Origin of the sequence: Chryseobacterium indologenes (genome assembly GCF_002025665.1) — a bacterium.
Lineage (GTDB): Bacteria > Bacteroidota > Bacteroidia > Flavobacteriales > Weeksellaceae > Chryseobacterium > Chryseobacterium metallicongregator.
The window spans coordinates 3,970,426-3,985,745 of record NZ_CP018786.1 but is presented as its reverse complement, the minus strand read 5'-3'; the positions used below and the strand labels follow the sequence as shown (position 1 = coordinate 3,985,745).

Genomic DNA, 15,320 nt, shown 5'->3' with positions numbered 1-15,320 from the left:
CCCATTCATTGCAAGTCATCAGCAAAGCAATCTCAATCTGTTAAAAACTACTTATCAGAATGAATAAAGTCATGTTTATTTCTGATGGCAACTAATTAATTTTTTTACACAAATATGATGTTATTGATTTATTTTTTTTCATGTTATTAACGAATCACTTTATGTTTTGTAAAGTAATTGTCGTTTTTGTGAAATGGTATGATTTTCGCAAATATGGAGTCAAATTGTTATTGTATGTTTTGTTTTTGTGTTTAATGTTTATTTTTTTATTAGATTTATTGAATAATTAACAATTGACATGAAGAATAATTTATTTAATGGAAAAATCTATGCATTAGTATTAAGCGGAGCTGGTGCTATGGGATATGCTCAGGACAGCATAAAACAAAATAAAATAGATGAAGTGGTGGTTACCACGGGTAGAACAAAGCCCAGAACCATTATTACCTCAGCAATCCCTATTGACAATATTTCCGCCGTACAATTAAAATCAACAGGGCAGGTAACTTTTGATAAAGCTTTAACCTATGCCGTTCCATCTTTCAACTCATCACAACAGACTGTTTCTGATGCAACAGCTCACTTTGATCCTGCAGATTTAAGAGGATTAGGGCCTTCCAGAACTTTGGTTTTGGTAAATGGTAAAAGAAAAAATCAAAGTGCTTTAATTTATGTAAATGATACCCCGGGAAAAGGGGAAGTAGGTACAGATCTGAAAAGTATTCCTTCAGCAGCCTTGCAAAACGTAGAGGTATTGAGAGATGGAGCATCTGCACAGTACGGTTCTGATGCTATTGCAGGAGTCATTAATATTATTCTTAAGAACAGTGTGGGGAAAAGCACCGTTAACCTTTTTTCAGGTATTACTTCAAAAGGAGACGGTTTTAATATCGGAGCAGATTTTAATACGGGAATCAGAGTAGCAAAAACCGGAAGTCTGAATCTTACCTTCGGATTTTCCTCTCAAAATAAAACGAACCGCGCAGGTTCTGTTACAAAAGATGAACTTTTTGGGGTGGATAATGCCTGGACGCAAGCTAATCCCGGTTTAGGAATGATTATAGGACAGCCGGAGACCAAAGTGGCCAATATGTTTGTCAATTTTGAGTTGCCAACAGGTGAAACAGGCAAATTTTATGCTTTTGGAGGTACAACCTACAGAAGTGGGACCAGTTTTGCTTTGTACAGAACTCCTTATTGGGTAACTTCAGATTTTGGTTTATTAACTCCAAAAGGACAGGCTTACAATGGATTTCAACCGGAATTTAAAACAGATGTTTATGATTATAATTTAACCTCCGGATGGAAAGGTATGTTTGGAAAATGGAGTTTTGATGGAAGTGCAACCTTTGGTTCTAATGCAGTAGATTATGCAGTAGGAAATACCATTAATACGTCTTTAGGTGCAAATTCCCCAACCTATTTTAAAGCAGGTGGGCATCAGTTCAGTAATATTATAGGAAACATAGATATCAGCAGGGATTTTGGTGCGCTTGTTTTAGGAGCAGGAGCTGAAGTGCGCAATGAAAATTATCAGGCAAGGGCAGGAGAGGAAGCGTCTTATATAGGAAGTGGAGCAGAATCATTTCCGGGACTGCAGCCTCAAAATGAAATTAACAAAAATCGTCAGAATATCGGAGCTTACATAAATGCGGAATGGGACGTTACGAAAAACCTGTTACTTGGCGGAACGGTGAGGTATGAAAATTTCAGTGATTTCGGGAATAATGTTTCATGGAAAGGAAATGCAAGGTATAAAGTACTGGATGATAAATTGGTTTTCCGTGGATCTGTTTCTACAGGATTCCGTGCCCCTTCATTACACCAGATTTATTATTCCAATGTTCAAACTAAAATTACAGGGAATACGGTAGCTAATCAGGGTACTTTTAATAACGACTCTCAAATTATAAGATCTGACCTTGGGGTACCCAAATTAAATGCTGAAAAAGCTTTTAATATTACGGGAGGATTTGCCGTAAAGCCTTTTAAAAACCTGACTATTACAGCAGATTATTACAGAATAAAAATTAAAGACCGTGTACTTTTCTCAGGAGATATTGGGTACAAAACCGGTGCTCCGGGAAGTCCGGACCTAACAAACCCTGTAGAAGTAATATTAAACAATAACAAAATAACCTCTCTGAAGTTTTTCACCAATGCTGTGAATACAGTGACGGAAGGGGTAGATTTTGTAGCTAATTATTATACTTCCGCTATTGGAAAAGGAAGATTGGGAATTATTGCTGCTTTCAATTATAACGAAACTAAGATAGTAGATAATATTGCTGTTCCACCTATTTTGGCTCAAAATGGTTACTCAGAAAACTTTTTTGATAGAAAAGAACAATCCAGAATTATCTCTGCAAGACCAAAAACAAAAACTATTCTTAGTCTTTCGTATGACATTTCAAAGTTTAATTTTAACCTTAATAATACGTATTTTGGTTCGGTTACATGGCAGCACGCTACTGATCCTGCCAAAGATCAGACATTCTCTGGTAAGGTAATTACAGACATCGTTTTAACCTATAAAATCACCAATGATCTTAAAGTTTCCGGAGTTGTAAATAATTTGTTTAATATTTACCCGGATGTAATAGACAGCAAAGGAGATGTGGTAACAGATCTAGGAGGAAGGTTCAAATATCCTTGGGAGGTTAACCAGTTTGGATTTAACGGAACTATTTTTCAGCTCAATGTCAATTATACTTTTTAATCTATACATAAAAGGAATTGGATTGACGTTGTTGTGCTTAACAAAGACGAAGCACTATCTGAAAAAATAAAACTGACATTAAATTCCTAATGTCAGTTTTATTTTTTCAGATAGAATACGAAGCTATTCCTACATTTTACTTTTTACATTGTACAAAAAAAAGTATTTTAGTACTATGAAAATTTATACAAAGACAGGAGATAAAGGCCAGACTGCATTGTATGGCGGAACAAGGGTTTCCAAAGCCAGCGCAAGAGTAGACAGCTACGGAAATATAGACGAATTGAATTCATTCATTGGAATTTCAAAAAGTCATATTGAAGATGAAGAAGTTTTGAGACAGCTGAAGAAAATACAGTTTGATTTGTTTACGGTAGGTTCAGAAGCTGCAACACCGGTGGATAAGCTGATGCTTGCCAACGGAAAATCACGCCTTCCGATTATTATTTCAGAAACTGAAATTGAAGAGCTGGAACAATGGATGGATGCCTTCGATGAAAAGCTGGAACCTCTTCAGTACTTTATCCTGCCAGGTGGAGGAAAATCAGCAACTTTTTTACATGCAGCAAGAACGATCTGCAGAAGAGCAGAACGTTCATTGGTATTTCTGAATGAATCAGAAGAAGTACGTCCCGAATTGATTAAATATTTAAACAGGCTTTCAGATTATCTTTTTGTGTTGGCAAGATATATTTCAAAACTGAACAACGAACCGGAAGAATACTGGAACCCGAATGAGAGATAAAGCATTACTTTTCATCAACGGAGATGCTCCAAAATCATTACCCAATCCGGAAAATTATGGTTTGATTGCCTGTACAGACGGTGCTTTCCATTATTTGAAAAAAATGGGATTTCCTTTGGATAAACTGGATTTTATATCCGGTGATTTTGATTCACACTCCGGATCAGATGAAGATATGTATGAAGGAAAATTTATCCTTACCTTAGATCAGGAAAAAACAGATTTTCATAAGGCGCTGGAAATTATTCAGGAAAAAGGCTTTTCAGAAACTGATGTTTTTGGAGGAAGCGGAGGTGAGCAGGATCATTTTTTGGGAAACCTTACCGTTGCGTATGCATTCAAAGATCAGATGAAAATAAAATTTTATGATGAGTTTTCAGAATACTATTTTATTCCCAATCATTTTAAGCTGAAAGGATTAAAAAATAGAATGATTTCGCTTTATCCATTTCCATCAGTGAATAATATAACGACAAAAGGTCTCAACTGGCCTTTGACTAAAGAAAACTTAAGCATTACTTCAAGAATAGGAACCCGGAATTTCGCTGTTGAAGATGAGATTTCCATAGAATATGAATCAGGAGATGTTTTATTTTTTGTAGGAATTAAGGAGATAGAATATCCTACCATCTATTAAAAGGATCTAATTATATATCAATAGAAACGGGCCTTACCCACAAATGGCACTAATTTTTGCATCAATAGAAACGGGCTTCAGCCCGTTTAATAAAAATAAATACATCCATTGGCTTTAGCCAAAACTTATTAAAAACCATTGAATAAATTAATCAAAATATCAGTGTTCACCATTTCATTATGCTGCATAGTCTCATGTAAGACCCAGCATTTTGAAACACCCGAATATGGAAAAAATGAAACTGAAAAAGTGATTCATCTTAAAAAAGTTACCAATTTCCGGACGGTAGGAAATATCAAAAACAGGGAAGGAAGAACATTAAAAGAAGGAAAACTATACCGAAGTGCCCATCTTTATAAGCTTAAAAAGAAATCTTTTGATGATGTTGAAAAACTGGGGATCAAAGAAATTATTGACCTTAGAAATTCAAAAGAAATTGCTCAGAAACCGGATCAGTTACCGGCAGAAACCGTATACAAAAAATATTCAGCGTTTGAAGATGAAGGAGATCAGTTGGCTCAGGCCAAAAAACTGGTTCTTAAAGGTAAAGTGAATGCTTCCGATGCCGATAAAAGAATGATAGATTTTTACCGTGAGTATGTGACGGAAAATCCAGAAACTATAAAAAGAATTATTACAGAAATTCTGGAATCCAAAGATCCGATTCTTTATCATTGTACAGCGGGAAAAGACAGGACGGGAATTATCACAGCATTACTTCTTACAATTCTGAAATTTGATAAAGAGACTATTTACAACGAATATCTTCTCTCTAATAATTATAGAAAAGATCTTGTTCAGAAGAGACTTCGCCTTGCCAATACTTTACATTTCCTCTATCCGAAAATGGATTTACAGGTACTGGAAAAACTGAGCTGGGTTGAAAAAAGATATCTTGACGCTGCTTTTGGGGAGATCAATAAAAAGTATGGTTCTCCAGATGCCTATATTCAGCAGGCATTAGGGATTTCAGATGCTAGAAGGAGGGAATATATTCAAAAGTTTACGTATTGATTATCAGAGATAAATTTCTATAAGATTTAATATTGGGTGTTTATTTAAAATTATAATAATTTTAACACCTAAAAATGAAACTTTTTTAGCAATTTTGCATTTCTTAATTCACTTGTTTAGAAATGAAAATAAAGTACTCGGAACTTATTGATCAGACATTGTATTTCCCTACAGAGGAATTTAATGTATCTGAGAACAATTTGTTGTTTCACGACGTTCCATTGATGGATGTAGTTGAACAATTTGGCACTCCGCTAAAGATTAGCTATCTGCCGAGAATTTCTCAAAATATTCAGAAGGCCAAAAGCTGGTTTAAAGAAGCTTTTGAAAAAACCGAATATAAAAAGAATTATACCTACTGCTATTGCACAAAATCCAGTCATTTCAATTTCGTATTGGAGGAAGCTTTGAAGAATGATATTTCGATAGAAACATCTTCTGCTTATGACATGGATATTGTAAAATCTCTTTACGAAAAGGGAAAGGTAGATAAAAACATTGAAGTAATCTGTAATGGTTTTAAAACTGATGATTATCTGACAAATATTTCAGATATGATCAACAGCGGTTTTGAAAATATTACCCCGATTCTTGATAATTACAGAGAATTGGATAAACTTACAGAAAGCATCGATTCTACCTTTAATATCGGAATCAGAATCGCATCAGAGGAAGAACCAAAGTTCGAGTTCTATACCTCAAGATTAGGAATCGGATATAAAGATATCATCCCTTACTACAGCCAGAAGATCGCAGAACACCCGAATGCAAGATTGAAAATGCTTCACTTCTTCATCAATACCGGGATTAAAGATACTTCTTACTACTGGAACGAATTGTACAAATGTCTTCGTGTATATGCCCGTTTGAAGAAAATTGCTCCTGAAGTAGATTCACTGAACATTGGAGGTGGTTTCCCAATCAAAACTTCTTTGAACTTTGATTATGACTACCAGTATATGGTAGAAGAGATTGTTTCTCAGATCAAAAAATTCTGTGAAGAAGAAGGAGTGGAAGAACCTAACATCTACACTGAATTCGGTAGCTTTACCGTAGGAGAAAGTGGAGCGAACCTTTACAAAATCATCTCTCAGAAACGTCAGAATGACAGAGAAAAATGGAATATGATTGATTCTTCTTTCATGACCACCCTTCCTGATACATGGGCAATTTCAAGACACTTCATCATGCTTCCGCTTAACCGTTGGGAAGATACTTATGAAAGAGTATTCCTGGGAGGGCTGACTTGTGATTCGGATGATTATTATAACTCAGAACAGCATACCAACGCAATTTATTTACCTGTTTTCAGTGATACAAAACCTTTGTATATCGGATTCTTCCACACGGGAGCTTATCAGGAAACAATCGGTGGATATGGCGGAGTACACCACTGTCTGATGCCTCAGCCTAGACACGTCCTGATTCAGAAAGATGAAAACGGTGAATTGCAATATGAAATTTTCCGTGAGAAACAGGAACCGGAAGATATATTGAAGATTCTTGGTTATAAATAAGACTTTAATCTGTCATTGTGAGGAACGAAGGTGACGAAGCAATCTCATCTTATTAATGTTTTTAAATTTAACCATTAAGTTTTTTATTAAGAATTAAGGAAAGTTAAGGATCTTCACTTCGTTCAGATGACAAAGTATATACAAAACAAAAGCTCTCAGAATCTGAGAGCTTTTTTATTTAAAAATATTTTGAAATTTTATCAAGTTCGAGTTCCTCGTAATCAGTTACTACCGTATCTGCTAACGTGTAATCCTGATTTTTAGAATGTGGGCTTCTGTATGCCGTACAGAAAATTTTTGCTCTGTGGGCTGCCAAAATTCCGTTCGTAGAATCCTCAATCACCATACAGTTTTCAACAGGTTCTCCTGCCATTTCTGCAGCCAGTAAGAAAACCTCAGGATGAGGTTTGGATTCTTTTAAATCGGCACCGCTGATCTTTCCGCTGAAATATTGCTCGAGTCCGAATTTTTCAAAAACCATATTGATGGTTACCATCGTTGCAGAAGAAGCCAGAATCAGCTTGACTCCATTTTCGTGATAATGCTCGATTAGTTTTCTTACTCCCGGAATTAAGTCAAACTCATCATCATTATAAAAATAATCTTTGAAATGAGATCTTTTGATTCCTGCAATGTCTTCATAAGTTTGATTTAAATTAAATTCATTAATCAAAGTTTCAGAGACTCTTTTCGTTGATGCTCCGGTAAAAGAGGTGTATAACTCTTCGGAAACGGCGATTTCCAATTCATCAAACGTTTTGAAATAAGCTTTTCTATGCAATGGTTCCGTATCTACAATTACACCATCCATATCAAAAAGTACAGCTTTTAAAGGCATATAATGAGTTTTGTACAAAAATAACTTTTAAAATTTAAACATTAAAATATTTAAAAATTTAAAAATTAGAATGAAGGTTAAAAATTCATAACAGACCGTTCATCACTTATAACTCAAGGACTATTTTGTATCTTTGTGAAATCTTTTAATCTTTCAATCATTAAAATTTTTAAATAAAGCATGAGAACATACGCAGGAATTCCCGAAGAAAACGCAACGTTAGAGAATTCGAAAGTAATGTTGGTAACTGTTCCTTATGATGGAACTTCAACATGGGGTAAAGGAGCTGATAAAGGTCCGGAATTATTCTTAAACGCTTCTGAAAACATGGAGCTTTACGATATTGAAACTCAAACAGAACCTTACCTACAGGGAGTTTACTTAGCAGGAGAAGTTTCTGAAAATTCTACTCCGGAAGCAATGACAGAAGCGGTTTATCAGAAAACAAAAGAACTTTTGAACAATGAGGGTAAATTATTCACTCTTTTTGGGGGTGAACACTCTGTTTCTATTGGTTCTATCCGTGCGGTAGGAGAGAAGTTCGAAAACCTTACTGTTCTTCAGTTTGATGCTCACACAGACTTACGTCCTGAGTTCCACGGTTCTACTTCCAACCATGCATGTGCAGTTTTTGAAGCAAATCAGAAGCATAACTTAGTACAGGTGGGAATCCGTTCTATGGATGTTGAAGAAGTTGAATATTTACCTGAAGGAAGAGTATTTTTCGCTCACGAAATCGCAAACAACGAAAACTGGATCAATGATGTATTGGAAAAAGTATCAGGAAATGTGTATATCACGATTGATTTAGATGCTTTCGATCCTTCTATTGCTCCATCTACAGGAACTCCTGAGCCAGGCGGACTACAATGGTATCCAACGCTGGAATTATTAAGAAAAGTATTTGAAAAATGTAATGTAGTAGCATTTGATATTGTAGAATTAATGGATTCTCCAATGGCTAAGCCAACGGCTTTCTTATCTGCGAAGTTATATTACAAAATGCTTGCTTACTACGATATTTATAACAACAACTAATATTCCGCAAGAATCGGATTTTTTCTGCCGTATATTCTTTGGAAATTTGTGAGGTAAAATAATAATACAATGTCCACACAAAGTCAGATAGATTATAACAGAATTGCCAAGGCGATAGAATATATCCAGAGCAATTTCAGGCTTCAGCCAAGTTTGGAGGAAGTGGCAGAGAATATTCACCTGAGTCCGGCTCATTTTCAGAAGATATTTACTGATTGGGCAGGAACAAGTCCGAAAAAATTTTTACAGTTCATCAGTCTTGAACATGCTAAAAACTTATTGAAGGAAGAAAAAGCAAGTTTGTTTGATACTGCCTACGAGACAGGATTTTCCAGTACCAGCAGGCTTCATGACCTGTTTGTAAAGATTGAAGGAATGTCTCCGGCAGAATATAAAAACGGAGGAAAAAGCCTCAGTATTTATTACAGTTTTTCTGAAAGTCCTTTCGGAAATATCTTAGTAGCTTCTACAGAAAAAGGAATCTGCTATATGGCTTTTGAAGACGATAAAGAAAAAGCATTCGGGGAACTGAAACAAAAGTTCCCTAATGCTTCTTTTATTGAAAAACAGGATGCTCTTCAAAAGAACGCATTGTCCATATTCGATAAAGACTGGACAAAACTCAACACAATAAAATTACACTTGAAAGGTACCGATTTTCAGTTGAAAGTATGGGAAAGTCTACTGACTATTCCGATGGGAAAACTGTCTACTTATGGCAGCCTGGCAGAAAAAATTGGAAATCCTAAAGCTTCCAGAGCTGTTGGGACGGCTATTGGAAGTAATCCTGTAGCATTTCTTATTCCATGTCACCGCGTGATTCAGTCTACCGGGCATCTCGGTGGCTATCGTTGGGGAAGTGATAGGAAACAGTTGATTGTGGGTTGGGAAGGCTCACAGATTTATTCCTGAATAAAATAAATTGATAAGTTTTGGCTAAAGCCAATGAATTCTTGAATTATTTTAATAAACGGACTAAAGTCCGTTCCTATTGATATAAAATTCGTGTCATTTGTGAAAAATATTGGTGCCATTTGTGTTTAAATACAAAAGACATAAATACATTTTACAGCATAAAGCATTTAATTCTAAAACTATGTTGAGTCTCTTCGAAGAAATATCCGATTATCCACTGAATGTACTTCCACATGATGGTACTGTTCATTATTATGGAAAAGTTTTTTCAGCAGAACAATCTGCTTTTTATTATGATTATCTGCTCAATCAGATTCCATGGGAAAATGATGAAGCATTGATCTTTGGAAAGCTAATTTTAACCAAAAGGAAAGTAGCCTGGTTTGGAGAAAAAGCTTTTGAATATACCTATTCGAAAAGAACAAAATATGCCAAATTCTGGAGTCCTGAATTATTAGAATTAAAAAAGAAGTGTGAAGAAGTTTCGGGAGAAACCTACAATTCTTGTCTCCTCAATTTATACCACGACGGAAGTGAAGGAATGGCTTATCACAGCGATGGCGAAACAGATCTGAAGAAACACGGGGCTATTGCCTCTCTAACCTTTGGAGCGGAAAGAAAATTTTTATTCAAACATAAAATAACCAAAGAAAAGGCAGAAATATTCCTGGAAAACGGAAGCTTATTAATTATGAAGGGAACTACTCAGGACAACTGGCTTCACAGGCTTCCTCCCACTACAAAAGTGAAGACACCAAGAGTAAATCTGACTTTCAGAACCATTGAAGAATAGTCTTTTTTGAGACACCTTATCCACAACGTTTGTCACTCCGCAGTAGTCTCTATAATATTTCATTCAATCGCCACTAATTCTGTAGATTTTAGAAGATTGAACTTGCTGTCTCCATTAATAAAAGTGGGCTAAAGCCCACTTAAAAAATAATAAAATCATCAGGCTTTGGCCAAAACCTAAAATAAACTTTAGGCTCTCAAAAACAAAAAAAGCTGTTCAAACGAACAGCTTTTTCAATTTATTTTAAAACTTCAGCTTCAATAGAGCTGTCATCATATACTTTAATAAATGCTTTGGTGTAATCCTCTTTATTGGCAAAATTCGGATTATCCATAAATTTCTGTGGGTTGATCGCAAAAAGCGGAAACCATGTACTGCTGATCTGAATCTGGATTTTGTGCCCTTTTTTGAAAGTATGAACCACATCCTGAAGTCTGAAATTAACAGCTGTTTTCTGGTTAGGAACCAAAGCCTCACCCTTTTCTTTGGTATTTCTGAATCTTGCAGGCATGATCTCACTTCTTACCATCTGGTGGTAGTTTCCATAGATAACCCCGTCTTTCTTTTCTGCAGGCTTGAAATCTTCAGGATAAACATCAATTAATTTTACGGCAAAATCAGCATCTGTGGAGGTGGATGCAATATTCAGTTTGGCCATGATCTCTCCGGCAAACGTAATATCTTCAGTCAGAACATCTGTAGTAAAAGTTAATACATCAGGTCTTCCTACAGCAAACCTCTGGTCTTCCGACATATAATTTTTTGGAGTGAAACCATTGAAATCTTTTAAATGATCTGAGCTTAAAACAGGATTGTTAGGATCGCTATAATATTCAGAATAGCCTTGTCCTGATGATTTTTTCAAGGTTTTATCAGCCAGATAGAAATTCACTTTCTGAGCATTTTTAGGTGGATAAGAGGCAAATTCTTTCCATTCTTTAGCTCCGGTGTCATACATCAGTGCCTCAGGAAGTCCTGCGTCTTCTTTGGTATTGCCTTTCAGGTAATGGTTGAAGAATTTTGTTTCAATATTTTTCTGGTAATAGGTAGCAATACTGTCTCCAAAATACGTTTCACTGTGGAAATGTTTTCCCTGTTCCTGAGACCAGCCTCCATGGGAGAAAGGTCCCATTACGATTGTGTTTTTGGCTTTAGGGCTTGTCTTTTCAATAGTTTTATAAATGTTCAATGGCCCGGAAAGATCTTCTGCATCAAACCATCCGCCAACTGTCATTACAGCGTGGCTGATATTTTTTAAGTGAGGAAGAAGGCCTCTTTTCTGCCAGAATTCATCGTAGTTGGTATGATTCATAATTTCTGTCATGAAGAAATTATTCTTGTAATATTTTTCATATCCATCTTTCAGTGTTCCCATATCTCTGTAGAACTTCAGACCGTCTTCGGAAGTCTGTTTGATGAAAGAATCCATATACCATGCCTGTTTTTCTGGCTGTGTTTTCTGAACCCCAAAAACCGGAAATGTTCTGAAATAGCCTAGCATAAATCTTCCGTTGTGAAGGAAGTCGTCATTCCAGAAATCGGAAATAGGAGCCTGAGGCGAAGAAGCTACCAAAGCCGGATGCTGTGACAAAGTTCCTACAGCAGTATAGAATCCTGGGTATGATGTTCCGAATTGACCTACTTTACCATTGTTACCTTTGATGTTTTTTAAAAGCCATTCGATGGTATCATAAGTATCCGTACTTTCATCCACATCTTTTTTGGTTTTGCGTTCTACCTGCGGAGTCATGTTGGTAAAAGTGCCTTCACTCATATATCTTCCGCGTACATCCTGATATACGAAAATATATTTGTCTTTCATAAGATAGGTATTGGGACCTACTTTAGTTTTATATTCATTCTCTCCGTAAGGAGCAATGCTGTAACAGGTTCTCTGCATCAGAAATGGATATTTGCTTTTGTTGGATATATCTTTCGGGATATATACGGCTGTGAAAAGCTTCACTCCATCACGCATTGGAATATAAAATTCTTTCTTGGTGAAATTGTCTTTAACGAAAGTATCTTTCTGTTCCGTTTTCTGAGCTTTTCCAAGAATGAAAAAAAGAATACATAATACTGAAATATGGATTTTCATAAAAAAAATTTGCTGCTAATTTAAAAATAAAAATAGGTTTATCTGTATATCTTGTTTAAAAGGTTTTTGTTGTAAGAAACCACCCCGTCAAATTTTCAATTTGCCACCCCTCCTGAGGAGGGGAATTTTAAGCCTTCAGTTGTAATGGAGTTTAGTGTTGAATCTCAGGTTATTCATAAAAATAGCCGGAAAGATCCGGCCATTATCAAAAATATATATAAAAGTATGGTGTTGCTTTACTGCATTTTTTTACCTGCAAACTTATTCAGTTTCATGCTGATGGAGAACATGATGTATCGTTTCAGGATAAGGTCTTCACGGTCTTCGAAGTAAGAATCTGTGATGGTTCTTCTCACGCTTTGATTTTGATTTAAAACATCATAGATCTTCACCTTTGCTGTAAACTGTTTTTTATAGAATGAATATCCAAGGCTGGTATTCCAGAAGTAGAAATCCTTTTTAAAGCCAGGGGCAATATTGGAATTGGTATTGTATTCAAAATCGTTTCCAAATACAAATCTGCCTTTAAGCATATAATTTGTCAGTTCAAGTTTTAATGACTGATTCGCTGTATTTACATTGGATACATTGTAATTCGTATAATTGGAGAAACTATATCCAAGTCTGTAAGAGGGCTTAATCGTCATTTTATCCTTGATTTCATAGGTAAGATTAAGACCTGGGTTTAGATTATAAGAATTGCTGGTGAAAGATTGTCCATCAATAAAACCATTATTGTAAGCATAATTCATGGTGAATCTTGGATTGATAATAAGTTTATTATTCTTCCATTTTAATACTTTACTGAAACCTCCGCCGGCATTGATGCTTTTATTTCCGCTTACGTTGTCATAAGTGACCACCTGTTTTCCTGCATTATCATAGGTGGAAAAGTTGATAATATCATTATTTCTGTATGTAAAACCAATATTGAAATAGTAGCTGAACTCTTTCACTTTATTATAATTATTGAAATACAAATAAAGATTGTTGGTCCAGGTATTTTTTAAGTTAGGGTTTCCCTGATAGGTAATCAAAGGATTGGATTCATCTTTATAAGGAGTCAGTTGTTCTGCTGTCGGAATGGTGAAGTTGGAATAGTTGTAAAAGCTTAAAGTTTTTCCTTCTGACAGTTGATAGTAAAGGTTCACATTATATTGGGGTAGTACAAAATTTTTCTGTAGATCATATTGCTGACCGTTATAGATTGAATTTACTTTCATATCCGAAATGTCAAGATTCATGGAAGCCCAGAAATTCAGTTTCTTTTTGCTAAGCTGGTAAGTCAGCTCAGGAGAGATCTGATTAATTCTTTGCTTCATATTGTTGGATAAAAGCTGATTGAATTTAGTATAATCTCCTGTTGTATTATCAAAATCGTTTACATTTCTCAAATCTCTGGAAGATCGGGTTTCATATTTTACCTCAAAACTTACACTGGACGAATCGGAAACAGGTTCTGTATATCCGGCATTGAAATTGAAACTGCTGTTCTGATTTTTATTTTTGGCTAATTGATCTCTATTGTCTGTTGATGTTCCATTGGATTGATAGAAGGTGTTTTGAGATTGATTCAGATTATCCCTTCTGGATTCTGAAATGGAACTGTTCATATTGGCGGAAATCGAACGGCCTTTTTTCTTGAATTTTCTTGAAAAATAGAGGTATGGATTAAATGAATTGCTTTCCGAATCATTACTTGAATAAGCATTACTTTCATTTACAAGTTTGCCATTATTTAAAGTAGATGAACGTGAATTATTAAAATTAAAACTGCTGTTTTTCGTAAATCTTGGAGAAAGGTAGATACTTGTCATAGAATCCAGTTTGATTTTAGCCGAAGTATCAAAGCTGTATTGTTTGGATTCATTTTCCCCATTACTTTCTGAATTGGTCTGAAGAGTATAAGTAGGGAGTAGAGTAGATCTTGAAACTTTAGACCTTGTCTCCATATTGGAATCAGAATGCATAAGACTGAAGGAATCCAGATCGGCATCTTTTCCCAGCTTGTCACTGTAGTTTAATCCAATTGTTGTAGACCTTTGAATTCCTTTCGTGCCACCTCCCTGGTTATAGTAAGTCACATTTCCTACTGTTGAGACAGATCCTCCCTGCATCATCCAGGCATTCCGGCCATTTCCCATACTATCAAAAACTTCATCTCTGGAAAATCCTTGTGAATTGATGTTGTTCGAAGATGCCAATAGACTTATTTTCGTATCCCCTTTAAAATAGCTCGCCAGTCCGCTTGCTTCATATCGTTTATCTGATCCATAGCCGACAGTAAGCCTTGTCAATAAACCTTTATTTTTCTTTTCATCAATATTAAAGTTGATGGTGGTATTCTGAGATTTGGCTGTTTTTCCGCTAAGCTCTTCTTCTTTTGTTTTAGTGGTTGTAAACTGAATATTCTTGATGATATCTGCGGGTAAATTCTGGAGGGCAATTTTACCATCTTTATCAAAGAAAGGCTTACCATTAATCATGATCTGGTCTACTTCTTTGCCATTCACGGTAATCTTTCCTTCATTGCTGATTTCTACACCGGGAATCTGCTTCAGAAGCTCTTCAATTTTACTGTCAGGTCGTACTTTGATAGCGGCCGCACTAAATTCAATAGTATCTCTTTTAATTTTTACCGGAGAAACGGTGATTTTTACTTCATCAATTGTATTCACAATACCTTGTTTCTCAAGCTGAATATCTCCCAGAGATAGCGACTGATCTATTTTTTCGAATTTTTTTGAATAGGAAGATAATTTATCAGCATCGATTTTTAGAATAGAAGGTTCTTTTATATCATCAATCTTCAGCGAGAATCTCCCTTCCCTATTGGTTGCTGTATAATTGATAATGGATGAATCTTTTTGTTTCAAAAGATAGACGGTTGCATTTTCTATCGCTTTCTTTTCAGAATCAGATATTTTTCCGTCAATGTGTAACTTTTGGGCGTGCAGAATAATGACAGTGAACATCAAAGTCAATAGCAACAGAGTTTTCTTCATT

General features: G+C 35.5%; 11 protein-coding genes. 8 read left to right on the top strand and 3 right to left on the bottom strand.

The window, feature by feature from the left end; translation table 11 throughout:
- The first annotated feature begins 298 nt into the window (after window positions 1-298).
- The 5 genes from BUE84_RS17990 to BUE84_RS17970 all read left to right on the top strand — a co-directional run bounded on the left by BUE84_RS17990 (window position 299) and on the right by BUE84_RS17970 (window position 6,632).
- The gene (locus BUE84_RS17990) at window positions 299-2,719 is read left to right on the top strand and encodes a TonB-dependent receptor plug domain-containing protein (RefSeq protein ID WP_079242891.1); all 2,421 of its coding nucleotides are present in this window, start codon (window positions 299-301) and stop codon (window positions 2,717-2,719) included.
- 175 nt (window positions 2,720-2,894) lie between these two features.
- The gene (locus BUE84_RS17985; RefSeq protein ID WP_079242890.1) at window positions 2,895-3,464 is read left to right on the top strand and encodes a cob(I)yrinic acid a,c-diamide adenosyltransferase; all 570 of its coding nucleotides are present in this window, start codon (window positions 2,895-2,897) and stop codon (window positions 3,462-3,464) included.
- Window positions 3,454-4,101, top strand: coding sequence for a thiamine diphosphokinase (locus BUE84_RS17980; protein WP_079242889.1), 648 nt, complete (start codon window positions 3,454-3,456; stop codon window positions 4,099-4,101). Before BUE84_RS17985 ends, BUE84_RS17980 begins: the two co-directional genes overlap by 11 nt.
- A 138-nt stretch (window positions 4,102-4,239) precedes the next feature.
- Window positions 4,240-5,115, top strand: a complete 876-nt coding sequence (locus tag BUE84_RS17975; protein ID WP_079242888.1) for a tyrosine-protein phosphatase — start codon at window positions 4,240-4,242, stop codon at window positions 5,113-5,115.
- Window positions 5,116-5,237: 122 nt separating this feature from the next.
- Complete coding sequence (locus tag BUE84_RS17970) at window positions 5,238-6,632, top strand: arginine decarboxylase (RefSeq protein WP_079242887.1); 1,395 nt, start codon at window positions 5,238-5,240, stop codon at window positions 6,630-6,632.
- A gap of 178 nt (window positions 6,633-6,810) precedes the next feature.
- On the opposite strand, the gene BUE84_RS17965 is transcribed toward BUE84_RS17970, so the two are convergent.
- Entirely contained in the window at window positions 6,811-7,470 is a 660-nt protein-coding gene (locus BUE84_RS17965; protein ID WP_079242886.1) for an HAD family hydrolase, read from the bottom strand.
- A gap of 180 nt (window positions 7,471-7,650) precedes the next feature.
- On the opposite strand from BUE84_RS17965, the gene speB reads away from it, so the two are divergent.
- The 3 genes from speB to BUE84_RS17950 all read left to right on the top strand — a co-directional run bounded on the left by speB (window position 7,651) and on the right by BUE84_RS17950 (window position 10,216).
- Entirely contained in the window at window positions 7,651-8,508 is an 858-nt protein-coding gene (gene speB, locus BUE84_RS17960; RefSeq protein WP_079242885.1) for an agmatinase, read from the top strand.
- A gap of 69 nt (window positions 8,509-8,577) precedes the next feature.
- Complete coding sequence (locus BUE84_RS17955; protein WP_079242884.1) at window positions 8,578-9,420, top strand: bifunctional helix-turn-helix domain-containing protein/methylated-DNA--[protein]-cysteine S-methyltransferase; 843 nt, start codon at window positions 8,578-8,580, stop codon at window positions 9,418-9,420.
- A gap of 184 nt (window positions 9,421-9,604) precedes the next feature.
- Window positions 9,605-10,216 (top strand): alpha-ketoglutarate-dependent dioxygenase AlkB family protein, encoded by a 612-nt coding sequence (locus BUE84_RS17950; RefSeq protein ID WP_202971503.1) that lies wholly within the window; start codon window positions 9,605-9,607, stop codon window positions 10,214-10,216.
- A gap of 238 nt (window positions 10,217-10,454) precedes the next feature.
- On the opposite strand, the gene BUE84_RS17945 is transcribed toward BUE84_RS17950, so the two are convergent.
- Both BUE84_RS17945 and BUE84_RS17940 read right to left on the bottom strand, forming a co-directional pair.
- Window positions 10,455-12,314: a CocE/NonD family hydrolase gene (locus tag BUE84_RS17945; protein WP_079242883.1), complete on the bottom strand. Its 1,860-nt coding sequence runs from the start codon at window positions 12,312-12,314 to the stop codon at window positions 10,455-10,457.
- 236 nt (window positions 12,315-12,550) lie between these two features.
- Window positions 12,551-15,319, bottom strand: coding sequence for a TonB-dependent receptor (locus tag BUE84_RS17940; RefSeq protein WP_167595397.1), 2,769 nt, complete (start codon window positions 15,317-15,319; stop codon window positions 12,551-12,553).
- Window position 15,320: the final 1 nt, after the last annotated feature.